Genomic DNA, 16,552 nt, shown 5'->3' with positions numbered 1-16,552 from the left:
TATCGTTCCGAACGCGGGTGTGTAAACTCGCGCGCACGCGTGTAGTAGATTCGAGCGTCCTGGTTGGCAAAGACGGCAACCGCTCGATCACCTGCGAGCTCGTTGTAGTGAACGCACCGCCGCGCATCTCTACCGGCCCAGAAGTGATAGGCGAGATCGTCGAGCGATGTCCCCGTTTCATCCGCGCAGCGCTCGAAGGCACGCGCAATGAGGCGGTGAACTTGGAGCACCCGCGTGCGGACGAACTCTTCGTAAGCGACGTCTCTGATCAAGGCATGCCGAAAAGCATACCAGTCGTCGTGCGAGCTCTCGCGTATTGTCAATTGCAGAGTGCAAGCCTTCTCGAGAATCGCTCGTACGCGATGTTCGCCTACAGCCGTTGTGGCAGTCAGAACGGCGAGATGAAAACGCCGCCCGATGACCGCGGCCCGCATGAGAATCGTTCGCTCGGCACGATTCAAGCGACGCATACGCTGCAATAGAACCGGAGCGAGGTCGTCGCAGATCGGCACGAGGTGAGCATACCGCCCTCGGGAGGCCGGCGGTATGGGGAGGAACCCCTACTTCCCAGGTAAAGTCGCGGGCACCTGACCGACGGTAAGGGTGATTGTAGCGGATCGCGGAGTGGGCGCACTCGGATTACTGTCATCGATGATATATTTCGAATCTTCGGTAACCGTAATCGTACACGTTCCCGACGCCAGCAACGCAACGTCAAACTCGGCTGCCGGGCCGATGCCCTTCTGCGCGCTGTCGGAGTAGCCCGGAGGGCCGTCGTGGTCATTGTCGGGACCCGTGCTGGCTACACAAACTCCGGGTGTATAAGTCATCCGGAACAGACCATCCCAGGGCTGTAACGACGACGCCGGCGGCTTGTACGTCGGATCGTCGGCAACGAGCAGCTGGAACTCCCTGCAGCACGGCACGTTCGTGCGCGCGCCGCCTTGCCGATCGGTTCCAAAACCGTTGCAATCCACGCCGGACGTAACGGGAACGCACGATCGCAGATCCTGTACGTTTCCTACGATAAAGTTTTGATAGGTGGTGGGAATGCTGAACTGCGGTACGTTACACGAACTGGAATTATTTGACGGCGCCGAGCACGCAAAGCCTTGCGGCACTCCGTCGGGCTCAAAAAGCGCACGGTCCGCCGGCGGCGACAGCACGTTGAACTTCACCGTCTGTCCAAAGGTGACCGGCGCGTTGAACGGCGTGGTGAGGTCACAATAGAACGAAGGCGTGCCGACGAGCGCGACGTTCTGTAGGAACGACGCGAGCTGTCCGTTCACAAAGGCCGGGAAACACGCCGCCGAATAGCTCGACGCGCCCGACGCATTCGGATACGAGAAGGTCAGTCCGTTGAACGTTGTGCCCGAGGTCACATCGGTGGCGTTCGCCGTCAAGTTCGTCGTAGCCGACGGAACGACCGGAAAGGCGACGTCCGAGGTCGACTGCTCGGGTAGAATGATGAGCTCGTACCTGGTGCGCGGCGCAAGCGTTACGCTCTGCACCCCCGGGGCGAACGTTATCGCGCGGCGGATCGCCGTTGCATCGCCGATCTTTAGCGGCGCGATTACGGAAGGCAACGGTTTGATTTGGGTCCAGGTCGCTCCGAAGAGCATGCCCGTGTTCGCGCACGGCAGGTGTACCGTAAAGGACGGGATGCCGATCGTGATGGGAACGAAGCGCGGATTGAAGATCTCAATCGGCGGAATCGACAGACAAGCTTGCTCGGTCGTTCGAGCACGCTTTTCGGAACGTTGAAAGCGGATCGACGAATTCGGCAGCACCGTATTTGCGCGTACGTGCAGGTCGACGCTGACGCCCGATCGCGCAACGTGATACGTGTGCAACGCGACGCTCGGTTGACTCGCTTGTAATCCAGCTAATCCAGCGCCTGCTTGTTGCTCACTTCCTCCACACCCGGCAAAAGCAAGCGCCATTGCGCCGCCAAGAGCAATCAAACGCATCTGTATAGCTTTCACGTGCACCTCTCGCAGCGAAGCACTTCGCCGTTGCGTTGCGTTTCGCTGCCAATCACCGCATAATGGGCGAGTATGAGAGGCGCCGCAAATGCAGCGCGTCTTCGGGCGTATGCATACGGACTCGTTTCCGCCGTTGTGGTGGCGGTCTTTGCGATTGGCGAAACGCTGACCGAAAACTTCGTTTCGCACCACTCGCGCGTCGCCGGCACCGTCATCGAACTTGGCATCGTCGCAGCCGGCGCACTTGCGCTCAGGCCGTTTCATAGCCGCGTCGAAACGCTCATTGACTCGATTTTCACGAAGCGCCGACGCGAAGCGCGCGCCGCCTTGGCGCGGTTGCAAAAACAGCTGACTTCGTACGCCGACGTATCGCAACTGCTCCATCACATGATCGAAACGGTCGATCGTCACATGAGCACCGCGGGATCGGCCGTGTATCTTTGGCGCGGCGAATACGCGCCCGAAGCCACATCCTTCGAACGCACGCTTGAAAGCATACCGCTCAACGATGCGCTACCTATCCGTCTGCGGTCGTCACCGGTTCCGGTAGATCCAACCGCGCTCGGCTCGATGGCCGCGGGGCGCCTTGCGTTTCCAATGATGGCGCGCGGTGAGCTCGTTGGGTTTCTGGCCGTCGCACCCAAGCACATCGACTACGACGCGGAGGATCTGCACGCGCTTAGCGCCCTCGTCGAGGCGGCGGGGCTCGCACTCGTGACGCTCGATTCGGAGCTGCGACTCCACGAACAGCCGCGCACGAATCTGCCGCAGCTCGTAAAATCGCTCGTAGGGCGCGAGAACGACGTCGCCGAGATCGAACGAGCGCTCCGTACGTTCCGTCTCGTCACCTTGACCGGCGCGGGCGGCATTGGAAAGACGCGTGCGGCGTTAGAGATCGGCACGCAGTTGCTTCCGAGCTTCGCCGACGGCGTGTGGCTGGTCGATCTTGCTCCAGTCGCAGATGCAACGCTGGTAACCGATACCATCGTGCGCGCACTGAACCTGCCGCAGTCGCAGACGCGCTCTCCGCTCGATACCATCGTGGGCTACCTCAAGCGCAAGCAGTTGCTGCTGATCATCGACAACTGCGAGCACGTCATCGCCGAGGCGCGCGCCGTCTGCACGGTCCTCCTCCAGCAGTGCGGGGATACGCGCATCGTTGCCACCAGCCGCGAGGCTCTCGCGATCGCCGGCGAGGACGCGTATCGTATGCCGTCTTTGGAGATCGCCGGAGCGATTGCGCTCTTTGCCGATCGTGCGCGCTCGGCCGACAAACGTTTCACGTTGACCGACGACAATACGCCGGACGTAACGGAGATCTGCCGCCGGCTCGACGGTATTCCGTTGGCCATCGAACTGGCTGCCGCACGCGTCAAGATACTGACTCCCAAGCAGCTGTCGGAGAAACTCCACGAGCGCTTTCGCTTGCTCACCGGCGGCGACCGAAGCGCGCTGCCGCGTCATCAAACGATGCGCGCGCTGATCGATTGGAGCTACGATCTGCTCGCCGAACGCGAGCAATCGATCTTCCGCAAGGTCTCGATTTTCCTCAACGGCTTTACGACCGAGCAGGCGGCAGCATTGTGCGAGAGCTCCGGCGTCGACTCGGTCGACGTTATCGACGCGCTGACGTCGCTCGTCGACAAGTCTTTGCTCTTTACGGAACCTTGGGAAGAGTCCACTCGGTACGACTTCCTCGAGTCGACCCACGACTACGCGAGTGAGAAGCTAACGTTCGCAGCCGAACACGAAACCGCCGCCAACCGGCATGCCGGCCTGTTCGCGGATTACCTTGAAGCGTTGAACGGTCAGTACGAGACGTTTTCGCCTCGTGCGTGGCTGGCGCGTGCCGAAGCCGAACTCGAGAACTTGCGCGACGCGCTTTCCTGGTCGTTCTCGTGCGGCGATCGGCTCGTCGGACAGCGCATTGCCGCTTCAATTCCCCGTGTGTTCGGTGCCGTCGCGCCGGCCGAAGGTCTGCGCTGGCTCGCCGTCGCGTTTGAGTCGGTTACCGATGAGACGCCCAAGGAGATCGTTGCCGGACTCGAGTTGGCGCGCGCGAGCTTCGCCTCGATATTCAATCATTTCCGAGAAGCGCATACGGCCGCCGTCAGCGCGCTAACGCTATTCAAAGACCTCCACGTGCCCAGCAACGTTGCCGACGCTCAACGCTTGGCGGGCCGCTCGCTGCTCTACATGGGGCGAGTCGACGAGGGCGAGGCGCTTTTACTTGAGGCGCTCGCAGGTCGAAGGGCTTGCGGCTCGACGCGTTTGGGCGCCGTCTTGGGAGATCTCGCCGTTGCACGCGCGCTCCAGGGTGACGTCGTGGCCGCGCGTGGGCTTTTCGCACAGGCATCTGCGGCCTACCAAGAATCCGCCGACGCATCGAAGGTTATGCTCACTGCCGCGACGCTGGCCGAAGCGGAGTTCATGGCGGGGAATGCGCAAGAGGCGCTTCGATTGGCGAAGGAGGCGTTGACGAGCGCGCGCGATCTGCGACGGTACAATCTCCTGGCGGGAATCTTAGTGAATATCGCCGCCTACGAGTTGTCGCTTCAACGTTACGCCGATGCGAAAGAGCATGCGCGCGAAGCGCTGGACATCGTTTGCGACGGCCAAAGAGACGAAGTCTCGCTAATCTACGCGGTTCAACATCTGACGGCGGCTCATATGCTCGAAAGCAGCAACGGCAGCCGAAATGCCGCGCGAGCGGCGCACCTGCTTGGCTATATCGACGGACGACTCGAAGCGCTCGAGATTACGCGCGAGCACACCGAGCTGCTCGGATATACCGAACTTCTCAACGCCTTCTGGAGCGGCGCCATCGAGGAGGAACACCTCGACACGTGTGTGAGCGCCGGCAAATTCTGGACCGAAGAGAAGGCCATCGCTGAAGTACGTCTGCTCGCTAAAACCGCCCTCTAACAGGTGGGGATGATCGCACTGGGCGGCGGCGTGTACGGCGGATTCGGGGCGTAGATCGGCGAGTTGTTGCCGTTGACGTTAACGGTATAGGTCGGTTGCGCAGCGCACCAGGTTTTGAAGTTGAAGGTTTGCCCCGCCGCGCCTAAACGGGTAACTTGAATGTTGTCGTATACCAGCGGTGTTTTCGCGCTGATGGTTTGAGCCGGGCCCGCGCTCAAAAAGTACGCCGAACCACCCGTACCTTGTAGTAAGAGCGTTCCAATCCCATTCTTGTCGACGACCACGTCGGTCATTTCGTCGATGCCGACTCCGTGGATGACCGTCCCGGTGTCTTTCCCGTCTGCAAACTGGCGAGCCAGGAATCCAGCAAAGCGCCCGAAGCGATCGCGCGTAACGAAGTGCGGATCCGTCATGACGTTCTGCAAGATCGGCAGATTCAGGAAATCGTACGAAAAGCTAATGGTCGACTCGTAGGGATTGGCGACGACGTCCTTCGTTTCGACCGACTTATTTCCTGAGGCGATCGCATCGAAAATATACTGCGGCAGCACGTTGTCGCCGGCACTGGTTCCCCCAACGACTCCCCCGCGATTGTAGAGGTTCTGAACGGCGGTCGCGAGCGGCGTACCCGTCCAGGCGCTGATATAGTCGGCTTGATTTCCACCCGCAAAGAAGACGCCCTCGGACTGATTGACGATCGTCGCCGCCTGTTGCAATACGCTCGCCGGCGTGCACGTCGGAAGCAATAGCGTGCGCACGGAATTAAACTTCGCGAGGGCGTAAATGTACGAGTCGTACGCATTGGTTCCAGTCGAACGCAGAATGACGACGTCGCCGCCGTTTCCCGACGGCGAGCCGGCAATCGTGTCGTGCATCCACACGAACCCCGCGTCGACGTCGGTACCGCCGCCGCCCATGATGATGCCTGGCCCTTGAGGCGTTACGTTGCTCGGCGTGCTGCTCCCCACCGGCGGATAAAACTGGTACTTACACGCCCCGTGAGGGCGCAACCCTTTCACAGGGGCAGACGAGGTGGGCACTGAGGGAGCGTTGCTTCCGGCGCAGGCTCCAAGTGCGAGAGCAGCAGTGGCGCATGTTACTGCGAGAAAACGTCGCGACATCTTTTCCACCTCGTCGAGCGTCAACAAAAGATGTCGAATTGTAGCCCTAGTCAAGCGGCCGCGACAATAGGGGATTTCCGCTAAGCAAGCGTGCCACGCAATCCGCGCTGCCGGGAAAATGGAAACTCTCGACAAAAAATAATGTCGGCGAGAACGTTGGGAGCCACCGATACCCACGTCGTCTTCGTGGAACTGAAGGATTGAAATGTTGAGCGTCGTTCGAGCCCAGGTATTTCCATCGCTTGCGCTCCTGACCGCTTGTTCGATCGCGGCATGCAGCGGAGGGAACTCGAGCTCGGCCAACAACGGACGATCGATCTTCCTGACCGGCCGTGACAGCAGCGGCACTCAGATCGTCGCTGCCAAGCCCCCGTTGCGGCCGGCGTGTGCGGCGTGCCACGGCGCCGACGGAGCCGGCGGCGTCCACTTGCCGGGCGGCGCCGTGAGCGCCGACCTACGACACAAAGCGCTGGTCGTCGATCAGAAGCATCCGTACACGATCGCACTGCTCGAGCGCGCGATCTCCACCGGCATTGACAACGAGGGTCAGCCGCTCGATCCCGTCATGCCGCGTTGGAGGCTCTCCGAGACCGACTTACACGACGTCGCCACCTACGTCTTCACCCAACTGAAGTAGCCTCCGGCGGCCGCAACGCGCCAGGGTCGGGTACCTGGCCGGCGAATCCTTGTATGGCCAGGAGGCGACCATGCGTTTGAACCGTGGGGCTTTTGCCATTTTACTGCTCCTTGCCGCCGGTTGCGCGGCCAAGGGAGGCCCGAGCGGGCCGCTTTCGGTGCTCCCTGCGAAGACGGAAACGAAGTGGTCCGGACAGATCCGATTCCGCAAGCCGCACCTCATGCTCACCAAGCGCGGCTATAGGCTGCGTCCTCACACGACCGCAACGCAAAACCTGTACTACCACGGCGGCGCCATCCAACCCGTACCCACCATTTACCTCGACTTTTGGGGATTTACGAGCGATCCCGACAGCGAGCAAACGCGCATTACGAACTTCCTGAACGCATTGGGGGGATCGAACTGGCTCAACACGGTCACGCAATATTGGGAGTGGAACGGATCCTACATCACCAATCCCGCGAATATCGTTGCCGGTACGTGGAGCGATACCGCCAACGCGGTGCCGTCGGCACCGACGACCGCCCAAATAGCCGCCGAAACCGAGCGGGTCGCTACGCATTTCGGAGTGAGCAACTACAACGTCATCTACGTCATCGCGCTTCCCTTCGGTCATAATCCCGCCGGTTACAACACGTCGTTCTGTGCCTATCACTCCGACGCGATCACGGGCACCACCGTCCTGCCGTTCGTCGCGTTTCCGTATATGATCGGTTCGAACTGCGGGGTGAACTTCGTCAACTCCGGCGGCGCCGGAACGCTCGACGGCGTCTCGATCGCGATGGGGCACGAAATCGCCGAAACGCTCACCGATCTCAACGGTGTCAGCTGGAACGACTCGACGACGGCCGAGATAGCCGACAAGTGCGCCAATATCATGCTGCAAAACGACAGCTTCGGCGGTTCCACGCTAGGTACCGACGAGTTTCCCATGCAACCGCTCTTTAGCAATCAGACGTCGAGCTGCGTGCATTCGTCCACGGCCACCGGCGCCGATCCGTTCGCGCAAGCCGTCCTTGCGCACACCCCGTATGTGTATTACCGCTTGGACGAGGGCGGCGGAACGGCGGCGGTCGACGGATCGGCCCACAACGCGAACGCGACGGTGGGAAACCCGGCTGACGTGACGCGGGGAGCAACCGGTTTGTGTTGTTCGCCCGATACCTCCTACTCGTTCGTCACGCCGGGGTATCTTGCGATCTCGGCGACGCTCAAGCACGCGAGCATGTATACGATCTCGGCGATAATCGGCGGCAGCTATTCGACGGTGAGTCAGTGCATCGTCGACTACTACGGCGATTGTTTCGGTGTCGACGACGGTTACTTAGGTTGGGGAAACGTCGGCAAGGCGACGTCCAAGGCGATCGCACTCACCGACAACACGAATTACTTCGCAACCGCGTCGGTCGACATTTCCCACAGCCCGGCCGTCGTTACGGTGAGCGTCGACGGCGGCCCGCAAGTTCCGGCGAACATCTCCGGCGTGTCGCACCTCGCGACCACAACCAGCCGGGTCGACGTGGGCGGCCCAACCTGCACCACGGCGTGCACGCGAGTAGCCAAGATTGACGAAATCGCGATCTTCCCCAGGCCACTGACCACCGCACAGATCGCAACACTCGCGACGACGGCCGGTTTTACGGTCCCCACGCCGAGTCCGGCGCCCACCGGTTATGCGGCATCGGTCCTGGCACTATCGCCGCTTGCCTATTACCGGCTCGACGATGCCGCGAATTCTGCAGTAGCCGACTCGTCCGGAAACGCCTATGCCGGCGTCGTGCGCAACCCCTCGGACGTGGCGACCGGAGTGACCGGCATTTGCTGTTCGCCCGATACCGCATTCTCGTTTGCAGAACACGGCTTCGTCGCGTTGCCGTCGAACATGCCGACGGTAACCAGGGCGACCGGATATACGATCGTCGCGCAAATCAAGGGGACGTACTCGGCCCTGCATCAGTGCGTCGTGGATTATCAAGGGAACTGCTTTGGGATCTATCACGGCTCTTTAGGATGGGCGCTCGTTGGCAACGCGGCGTCGCAGGCAGTCGCGCTAACGGACGGTACTCCCTATTTCGTCGCAATGACACAGCAGGTTTCGGGCGGCGTCAATCACGTGTTCGTCAGCGTCAACGGCGCAACGCTAAGCGCCGCGAATCCGCACTCGACGGCGTGGCCGGCAAGAGCCGCCTCATACTTCAACGCCGGCGGAGGCCTGTGCGGGACGATACCCTGCGCGCCGGTGTCGACGATCGACGAAGTCGCCATTTTCAACGGTGTCCTGACGCAAGCGCAGATCACGTCACTCGCTACCGCGGCAGGATTCTAAATACGCTTACACAGCGAAGAGCTCGTCATAATCGGCGTCTCTCGCCGCGAAATCATAAACTCACGCCTAAACGCATTGTCGTTTAGCCGCGTGTAGACCATCTGCATTTTTTGCTTGCTGCCCGAGCGCATGTAGCGCGTTCCGTCGAACGTCCACGTGCGGCCGGTCCACGGGCCGGCCGTACCTTCTTCTCTCGATCCCGTTATGCTGTCGGTCGTGCTCCAGGTCCATATTTTGCCTTTGGGATCGTAGCTGTACGTCTCGTCGAACTCGCCCGCGTCGCCGCCTTCGGTCGTGTATCGGTTCGCCATTGAAATCGACCCATCCGATGCACGCGAAAATCGCATCGTGCTGACGGTGTGAGAGACGCTGCTGCAGGACCACGTACCGATCAGCGCTGCGCCCTCGCCGGTATTACGCGAGACAGTGCAGCCGGCCATCGCCTGCACGGCAACGAGCATAACCATCAGCGGCTTCCAGGGCACGGCCACGTTATTGAAAATCGAGCGTCGCGCCCCACGAGTCCTTCAAATTAGACGGGAATCGACGCATCGGCGGTGTACGACCAAACCATGAAACATCGCGTTATCACGGGCGTCTCACTAGCGATCGCACTTTTCCCCGGCGCAGCGTTCGCCCAGAGCGCCACCCCTTCGTCCACGCCGTCCTCCGCGCCATCGCCCTTACCGACCGACGATCCGGTGATGACGGCCAAAGCCAAGGACCTCTTTCATCAAGCTCAGACCGGGCAGTTCGATCGCTCGCAGTTCGACGACAAGATGAACGCGTCACTCACCGACTCGCTGGTCAAAACGATTGCCTCACAGCTGTCGCAACTGGGCGATCCCCAGGGATTCAAACTGGCTCAAGTCACAAAACAGGCAAACTATATGGTGTACGTTTACGCCGTCCTGTTCAAGAGTGGAGTCATCGCCGAAGAGATCGCGATCGATCCGGCGACGGGAAAGATCGCCGGGCTCTTTTTTAAGCCGGTCCAGTAATCGATCTTTAGTCGACGACTATGCCGCCCGCACCGCCACGCAACTACCTGCACCTGCCGTTGGGCGACAAGCAGCCCGACGAGATCAACGTCGTGGTCGAGATTCCGGAAGGTTCGCGCAACAAGTACGAGTACGATAAAAAGCTCGATATTTTTCGCTTGGACCGCGCCCTACATTCCTCGATTCACTATCCCGGCGATTACGGATTTGGTCCGCAAACGCTGGCGCTCGACGGCGATCCGCTCGACGTGCTGGTTTTGGCGATCGTGCCGACGTTTCCCGGATGCTTACTTGCGGCGCGCCCCATCGGGCTGCTGGAGATGCGCGACGAAGGCAAGGAAGACGACAAGGTTCTCGCCGTACCGGTCGGCGAGCCCGCCTTCGACGAGATCTACAACTATACGCAAATGTTTCCGCATCTCATGAAAAAGATTTCGCACTTTTTCGAGACGTACAAAGCGCTCGAAGGAAAAGAAACGAGCGTGATCGGTTGGCACGACAGCGCCTATGCTCGCCGCATAATTGCCGAATCGCACGCCCGCTTTTCCGGTTAGATGCTGGCGATCATTCTTCTGCTCGCGGCCTGCGCGGCTGGTGGCCTCTCCGGAATAACGCCCGGCAGGCTGCGCGCGAGCAGCATTCGGTGGCGTTGAAATTGGAACTTGGTTGAGGTCGTGCCCTAAACGATGCAGTCACAGGGTACCGCCTCGCCACGTTATCGTTCGGGGCACCCGACGAGCGAGGAGGAGGTTCGATGAGATCACTGTTGGTAGCGGTTGTGTGGGCGGCTCTTTGCGCATTCCCCGCAACTGCCGTCGCCGACGAGCAGCCCACGAACACCGGGCCGCTCGGCCCGACTGAAACGCAGTTCGTGCAAACCGTTCAGCAAGACCTCATGGCGCGCTTTGCGCACGTCGGCGACGCTTTAAAGGCCGGCTACGTGCGCTACACCGCACCCGACGACACGGGCGCGATCAGCTACGCCGATCAGCAGTGGAACTCCGATCCGAAGCACCCCAGCCAGCTCTGGTACGACAAAGACGGTAACCTGATGGGAGCAGATTTTTCGGTACCGCGGCCCAACGGAGAACCCCGGCCGAGCATGTGGGGCGTCGATCCGGGCCGCTGGTACGAGTTCAACGGACACGTGCACTACGTTGTCAAGTATCCGCGCAGCGGCAAAACGATTTACGACCAGTGGATTTGGAACGACGATTTCGTGAAGGCGGGCGGCGATCTCGCGCATCCGTCGGCCGAGACCGTCGTCAAGGCCGGCCGGGTCCCCAGTACCGATTACATCTCGACGATCTTCGAGTTCCCGACGCAATGGGACCTGATCGTTTGGGTGAAGCCGCACCCCGAGGGACAGCTGCACTGGTAGGGACCCTCGTACACCGCAGATAAGCGACCGTACGTGCGAATCGCATCTCTGCGCCGGAGCGCGTTCATCGCCGGTATCGCCGCGCTGGCCGGGTGCACGCGTGCGGCGAGCGGCGGCGATCTCGACGCGTTTATGACCAAGTCGAAAGCACTCACGGGTTACGCCGATCTCGACGCACAACTCGGCGCGACGTACTTCCAAATCGCGGGTGCGTCCGCGCCGGATCGAGCGATTCTGACGCTCTGGTACACGGGGATCGACGGCGCAAAGGCGACGACGGTAACGTGGCTGCAAGCATTGGCTTGGCGTGCGTGCAGCTTTACCAAACCCCCGAGTCAGTGCGCGGCTCCCGGATCGTGGCACTACAAACCATAAACTCCGACGTCGTCGTGGTCGGCGGCGGCGTGGCCGGCTTGTCGATCGCCTACGAGCTCGCGCAAACCGGCGCGAGCGTTACCGTGCTCGAGTCGGGACCGTCGGTCGATCGCGGCGACGCCGTCGAACGCTTTCGTAACGCGATCGCCAAGGTACCGGAGTGCGCGTATCCCGACGTACCCTACGCGCCGCGACCCTCGTCGCTCGATCCACACGCGTACTACGTACAAAATGGACCGGATGCGTTTGCGGCAACCTACGAACGCCGCGTCGGCGGAACGACGTGGCATTGGCTGGGCACCGCGCTGCGGCTGCTGCCCAACGATTTCAAGATGCGCACCGCGTACGGCGTCGGAATCGATTGGCCGATCGCGTATAGCGATCTCGCTCAGTGGTACGATCGCGCCGAAAGCGAGCTCGGCGTCTCGGGCGATGCGCACGCCAATCTCGGCGGTGCGCCGCGCAGCGGGCCGTATCCGCTGCCTCCGATCGCGCAATCGTATCTCGACGGCCGCGTTGCCGTCGCGGCGTCGAAGATCGGCTTAGAAGTCGCATCGACCCCTCAAGCCCGCAACTCGCAAGTCTACGACGGTCGTCCGCCGTGCTGCGGCAACGCGTCGTGCATTCCGGTCTGTCCCATCGGCGCGAAGTACGACGGCTCGGTTCACGCGCAAAAGGCGCGCGCTAAAGGCGTTCGCATTCTGGAGCAGTCGGTCGCGTACGCGATCGACGTCGCGAGCGGCGGCAAGATCGCCGCGGTTCGCTTCAAGCGCCCCGACGGATCGTCGCATACCGCGACGGGCAAGGTCTTCGTCGTCGCAGCGCACGCTATCGAAACGCCGAAACTGCTGCTGGCCTCGCGATCGAACGCGCTGCCCAACGGCGTCGCCAACGCCAGCGGGCTCGTCGGCCGCAATCTCAGCGATCATCCGACCCGGCTCAGCTGGGCGCTCGCGAAGGATCCGGTTTACCCGTATCGCGGCCCGCTCTCGACGTCGGGCATCGAGATGCTGCGCGACGGCGCGTTTCGTTCGAAACGTTCGGCGTTTCGCATCGAGATCGGAAACGACGGCTGGAGCTGGCCGTTCGGCTGGCCGACGGACTCGGCCAAAGCGCTCATCGATCGAGGCCTCGCGGGAGCCGCGCTGCAGCGCGCACTGGACGAACGGATGCAGCGCGAGATTCGCTTCGCCAGCCTCAACGAGCAGATGCCGGATTCGCAAAACCGGATCGTCCCCGACTGGGACAAGCTCGACGCGATCGGTATTCCCCGGCCGAAGATTACGTACCGCGTCGACCGGTACGCGCTCGACGGCATGGCCGAAGCGCAACGCACGCACGACCGCTTGTTCGACGCGCTCGGCGTGACCGAGCGCCACCACTCGCCGGCATTTCAAAGCGCCGGGCACATCATGGGAACGTATCGGATGGGCGACGATCCCAAAACGTCGGTCGCCGACGGCTACGGCCGTTCACACGATCATCCCAACCTCTATCTCGCCGGCAGCGGACTCTTTCCGACCTTTGGCACGGCCAATCCAACGCTCACCATCGCGGCGCTAGCGCTGCGGACTGCAAGCGTTATCCGGCGGTCGCTTGGGCGGAGCGTTTGAGCAGTTCGTCGAGTGCCAATGGCGGCGCGAACAGATGCCCTTGGCCTAAATTGACGCCGAGCTCGCGCAAAACCTGAAGCTGCGCTTCGTTCTCCACCCCTTCGGCGACGGTATATAAACCCAGCGTCCCCGCCAGCGCCACGATGCTGCGCACGATCGCGAGCGCTTGGGCGCTCGTTCCAAGCGGCTCGACGAAGCAGCGGTCGATCTTCAGTCCCGCGATCGGCAAGTGTTGTAAGTACGCCAGCGACGAATGTCCCTGACCGAAGTCGTCGAGAACGATTTGCACGCCCAAATCTCGCAAGCCCGTCATCGTCGCGCGTGCGAGCTCCTCGTTCGACATAACGGCCGTTTCCGTCACCTCGATCTTGAGCGCGCTGGGCGATAACCCCCGCGTCGACAATGCCGCCGCTACGGTCGATACCAAGTCGGTCGCGGCGAGATGGGCGGCGGAGATGTTGACCGCAATCGAACTCTCCGCATACGCGGCGCGAATTGCCGCCGCGTGCTCGCACACGTCTTCGAGCACCATGAGGTCGATGGCGTCGATCAAACCGTGACTTTCAGCAAAACCGATGAACTCCGCGGCCGGCACGAGCCCCCGGCCGGGACGCTGCCAGCGCACGAGCGCCTCGAACGACCGAATCGAGGCGGACTCGATGTCGCAGAGCGGCTGGTAGTGGGGCGTAAACTCGTGCTTCTCGATGCCGTGACGAAGGTCGTTTTCCAGTTCGGACGCTTCGGCCACGCGCAACCGCATCGCCAGATCGAAAAGCGCGTAACGGCCGCGGCCGGCCAGCTTGGCGTGGAACATCGCGATGTCCGCGTCGCGCAGCAGCTCGTCCGGACGTGAGTACTCGCCGCCGATGTCGACGATGCCGAACGATGCGCCAATGCGCAAGCTGCGCGACTCCAGCACGATCGGCCGTTTGAACGACTCCAGCAAAAGGCGCGCGATCGGCTCGATGCCGCTCGGATCGACCGGCGCGAGAACGACGAACTCGTCGCCGCCGAGCCGAGCGACCATTGCATCGGGCGGAAGCGTCTCGCGCAGGCGCCGCGCCACCAGCTTGAGCAGTTCGTCGCCGGCGATGTGTCCGAGCGTGTCGTTGACCATGTTGAAACGGTCGAGGTCGATGAAGAATACCGCATACGATCGCGTGCCGGCGCGCACTTCGGACATCGCCGTCGAAACGCTCTGCAAAAACGGCGTGCGGTTGGGAAGCCCGGTTAGCGCATCGGTGTATGCGGCCTTGCGAAGGCTGGCTTCGAGCTTCTTCGCCGCCTCCATTTCGTGACGCAGGCGCACCTCGCGCAGCTCCGAGGCCAGCGCCGCCTCGCGAACGCGCCATCCGCGAACGATGACGATCCCCAGAGTCGCTGCGAGAATCCAGACGATCACACCGGTAACGATCGCACCGGACGCAATCACCTTATTCTGCGCCGCGAGCGCCGAAGCGTCGGTCGAAAGGTGCAGCAGCGCGTGAACGACACGCAACGCAATCGCTTGATCGATGTGGGAACGCCCCGGCGGCATCGTTCCGCTGGAAAACTCGCGTTCGCCGCTTCGACTCGTGATCCACACGACGTCGTGCGACGTTTTCTTCATCGCGGCGGCGACCATGTTGCCGAACGCCGACGTTTTAGTGTCGACGCTCGCCACGCCCGCAAGGGCGCCGTTACGATAAAACGCCTTCAACACGCTGATGTAGCTCTGGCGTTCCTCGGTATAAGGACCGTCGACGACTCGCTCACCCTCGGCGTCTACCGCGTCGCGATACCACAAACGCGCGGGATAGTGAAACTCTTTGTCGCTCGTTTCCGTGTTCGGAAGGAATCGAACCCGCGGCAGCACGACGACGTACGGCCCAAAAAGGCGCGATCGCCGGTCGAAAACGCCCGGCGCGTAGAAGATCCCCATACCATACATAAGACGATCGTTGCGCGCCGGTGCCATCCCCAATAAGAGACGCTCGACGAGGGCGCGGTCACCGCGCAGCGGTCCGATGGCGCCGGCTTCGGCGTTGACGAGCTGGACGGCGTCGTTAAGGAAGTCGTCGATCGAGGTTTCGGCTCGTTCGAGCCGCAGCATCTGCACCGAACGGAAGTCCGCGACGTTTTGCGCGATACGCGATTGCGCGACGACGGCTTCGGCGACCGTCGCAAGGAGTGCCGCAAGAAACAGCACCACCAACCAAAACCATGGGCGGCGATAGCGTCGCGCGTCGACCTCGAGGGCTTCGAGCCCCATAAACCGTCATTCGGCTCGCATTGCGATGACTCCCACGTCTTTTTCGGCGTGGCCACGCTCGATATAGTCGTCGAAAAACGCCGCGATCTCGGGGAGGACGGCAAGATCTTCGCCGTAGCGTTTGGCCTCTTCGAGCATCAAACGCACGTCTTTGCGGGCCATCTTGAGCTCCCACTGCGGTGTGAAATCGCCGTGAGCCATGTCCTTGCCGCGAAAGTTGATCGCGTTAACCGGCATAAAAAAGGAAAAGAGTTTATGCGCTTCGCGCGGCGCGATGCCGATCGCATCGGCAAAGCGATACATGTCCGCGAGTCCGGCAACGGTAAAGACGAGCATCAAATTTCCCATGAGCTTGAACGCCGCCGCTTCACCGGGATCGTCGCCGAGTTCCACAACCTGCCCGGTCATAGGTTCGAGCGAAGGTTTTACGCGCGCGCAAAGCGCGCGATCGCCCGAAATCATCATGATGCCCGTCGCTTCGCGAGCATTTTTCGGACCCATGAACACTGGTGCGTGCACGAACGCAATACCGCGCCCGCGCCAGCGTGCGGCGCGTTCGCGCGTCGGCGTCGGTGCCGTGGTCGTATGATCGACGATGGTGGTTTCGCTTGCAATCGAACCGGCAAGCGGCTCCAGAACGGCGTCGACCGAGGCGTCGTCGGCGAGCGTCAAATGGATCGCATCCGCGCCGCGGGTCGCATCGGCCGGATCGTCGCACACGACGGCACCGTGCTCCGCGAGCGCGTGCGCCTTGGCTTTCGTGCGGTTCCAAACCCGCACGTCATCGCCGCGGTCGAGCATCGCCCGCACGAAGCCCGACCCCAGCAAACCGGTTCCAAAATAGGCAATCTTCATAAGCCCTAGTTCTTAGGGCCCAGCAGTAGGTCGACCCGCCGAGCGCCCGGAAGCAAGTACCAGCATATGCCTAAGGGGCGCG

The 16,552-nt window shown here is 61.8% G+C and carries 14 protein-coding genes; 9 read left to right on the top strand and 5 right to left on the bottom strand.

What is annotated here, in order from left to right:
* Nucleotides 1-107 precede the first annotated feature (107 nt).
* Complete coding sequence (locus tag VGG89_10050) at nt 108-482, top strand: hypothetical protein (GenBank protein ID HEY1976878.1); 375 nt, start codon at nt 108-110, stop codon at nt 480-482.
* 78 nt (nt 483-560) lie between these two features.
* On the opposite strand, the gene VGG89_10045 is transcribed toward VGG89_10050, so the two are convergent.
* Nucleotides 561-1,985, bottom strand: a complete 1,425-nt coding sequence (locus VGG89_10045) for a hypothetical protein (protein ID HEY1976877.1) — start codon at nt 1,983-1,985, stop codon at nt 561-563.
* A 138-nt stretch (nt 1,986-2,123) separates the two neighbouring features.
* On the opposite strand from VGG89_10045, the gene VGG89_10040 reads away from it, so the two are divergent.
* Nucleotides 2,124-4,910 carry an NB-ARC domain-containing protein gene (locus tag VGG89_10040; GenBank protein HEY1976876.1) on the top strand — a complete coding sequence of 929 codons (2,787 nt, stop codon included), beginning with the start codon at nt 2,124-2,126 and terminating at the stop codon, nt 4,908-4,910.
* Here the strand turns inward: VGG89_10040 and VGG89_10035 are convergent.
* Nucleotides 4,907-5,929, bottom strand: coding sequence for a cyanophycinase (locus VGG89_10035; GenBank protein HEY1976875.1), 1,023 nt, complete (start codon nt 5,927-5,929; stop codon nt 4,907-4,909). The two genes, VGG89_10040 and VGG89_10035, sit on opposite strands and share 4 nt — an antisense overlap.
* A 307-nt stretch (nt 5,930-6,236) precedes the next feature.
* Between VGG89_10035 and VGG89_10030 the strand changes: the two genes are divergently transcribed.
* Both VGG89_10030 and VGG89_10025 read left to right on the top strand, forming a co-directional pair.
* Nucleotides 6,237-6,668, top strand: coding sequence for a c-type cytochrome (locus VGG89_10030; GenBank protein HEY1976874.1), 432 nt, complete (start codon nt 6,237-6,239; stop codon nt 6,666-6,668).
* A gap of 70 nt (nt 6,669-6,738) precedes the next feature.
* Entirely contained in the window at nt 6,739-8,994 is a 2,256-nt protein-coding gene (locus tag VGG89_10025; protein ID HEY1976873.1) for a hypothetical protein, read from the top strand.
* Here VGG89_10025 and VGG89_10020 read toward each other — a convergent pair.
* The gene (locus tag VGG89_10020; protein HEY1976872.1) at nt 8,991-9,485 is read right to left on the bottom strand and encodes a hypothetical protein; all 495 of its coding nucleotides are present in this window, start codon (nt 9,483-9,485) and stop codon (nt 8,991-8,993) included. The genes VGG89_10025 and VGG89_10020 overlap by 4 nt on opposite strands.
* 81 nt (nt 9,486-9,566) lie before the next feature.
* On the opposite strand from VGG89_10020, the gene VGG89_10015 reads away from it, so the two are divergent.
* The 5 genes from VGG89_10015 (at nt 9,567) to VGG89_09995 (ending at nt 13,364) form a co-directional block, all read left to right on the top strand.
* A complete protein-coding gene (locus VGG89_10015) occupies nt 9,567-9,995 on the top strand; it encodes a hypothetical protein (GenBank protein ID HEY1976871.1) in 429 nt (142 codons plus the stop codon).
* A 20-nt stretch (nt 9,996-10,015) separates the two neighbouring features.
* On the top strand, nt 10,016-10,549 hold the full coding sequence (locus VGG89_10010) for an inorganic diphosphatase (GenBank protein HEY1976870.1): 534 nt from the start codon (nt 10,016-10,018) through the stop codon (nt 10,547-10,549).
* Nucleotides 10,550-10,749: 200 nt separating this feature from the next.
* The gene (locus VGG89_10005; protein HEY1976869.1) at nt 10,750-11,376 is read left to right on the top strand and encodes a hypothetical protein; all 627 of its coding nucleotides are present in this window, start codon (nt 10,750-10,752) and stop codon (nt 11,374-11,376) included.
* A 33-nt stretch (nt 11,377-11,409) separates the two neighbouring features.
* Entirely contained in the window at nt 11,410-11,751 is a 342-nt protein-coding gene (locus VGG89_10000) for a hypothetical protein (protein HEY1976868.1), read from the top strand.
* Complete coding sequence (locus tag VGG89_09995; GenBank protein ID HEY1976867.1) at nt 11,733-13,364, top strand: GMC family oxidoreductase; 1,632 nt, start codon at nt 11,733-11,735, stop codon at nt 13,362-13,364. The genes VGG89_10000 and VGG89_09995 overlap by 19 nt, the downstream gene beginning before the upstream one ends.
* On the opposite strand, the gene VGG89_09990 is transcribed toward VGG89_09995, so the two are convergent.
* Together VGG89_09990 and VGG89_09985 are read right to left on the bottom strand one after the other, a co-directional pair.
* A complete protein-coding gene (locus tag VGG89_09990; GenBank protein HEY1976866.1) occupies nt 13,333-15,615 on the bottom strand; it encodes an EAL domain-containing protein in 2,283 nt (760 codons plus the stop codon). The two genes, VGG89_09995 and VGG89_09990, sit on opposite strands and share 32 nt — an antisense overlap.
* A gap of 6 nt (nt 15,616-15,621) precedes the next feature.
* On the bottom strand, nt 15,622-16,470 hold the full coding sequence (locus VGG89_09985) for an NAD(P)-dependent oxidoreductase (GenBank protein HEY1976865.1): 849 nt from the start codon (nt 16,468-16,470) through the stop codon (nt 15,622-15,624).
* Nucleotides 16,471-16,552: the final 82 nt, after the last annotated feature.

The sequence above is a fragment of the Candidatus Baltobacteraceae bacterium genome (assembly GCA_036488875.1).
In the GTDB taxonomy this organism is placed as follows: domain Bacteria; phylum Vulcanimicrobiota; class Vulcanimicrobiia; order Vulcanimicrobiales; family Vulcanimicrobiaceae; genus JAFAHZ01.
Note: the sequence above shows the minus strand (reverse complement) of the source record. Positions and strands in the feature narration are given on the sequence as shown.

Bases quoted from the DNA above. Each gene is read 5' to 3' on its own strand.
- VGG89_10030 (HEY1976874.1), top strand. From the start codon at position 6,237: ATGTTGAGCGTCGTTCGAGCCCAGGTATTTCCATCGCTTGCGCTCCTG.
- VGG89_10025 (HEY1976873.1), top strand. From the start codon at position 6,739: ATGCGTTTGAACCGTGGGGCTTTTGCCATTTTACTGCTCCTTGCCGCC.
- VGG89_10015 (HEY1976871.1), top strand. From the start codon at position 9,567: ATGAAACATCGCGTTATCACGGGCGTCTCACTAGCGATCGCACTTTTC.
- VGG89_10010 (HEY1976870.1), top strand. From the start codon at position 10,016: ATGCCGCCCGCACCGCCACGCAACTACCTGCACCTGCCGTTGGGCGAC.
- VGG89_10005 (HEY1976869.1), top strand. From the start codon at position 10,750: ATGAGATCACTGTTGGTAGCGGTTGTGTGGGCGGCTCTTTGCGCATTC.
- VGG89_09990 (HEY1976866.1), bottom strand. From the start codon at position 15,615: ATGGGGCTCGAAGCCCTCGAGGTCGACGCGCGACGCTATCGCCGCCCA.
- VGG89_09985 (HEY1976865.1), bottom strand. From the start codon at position 16,470: ATGAAGATTGCCTATTTTGGAACCGGTTTGCTGGGGTCGGGCTTCGTG.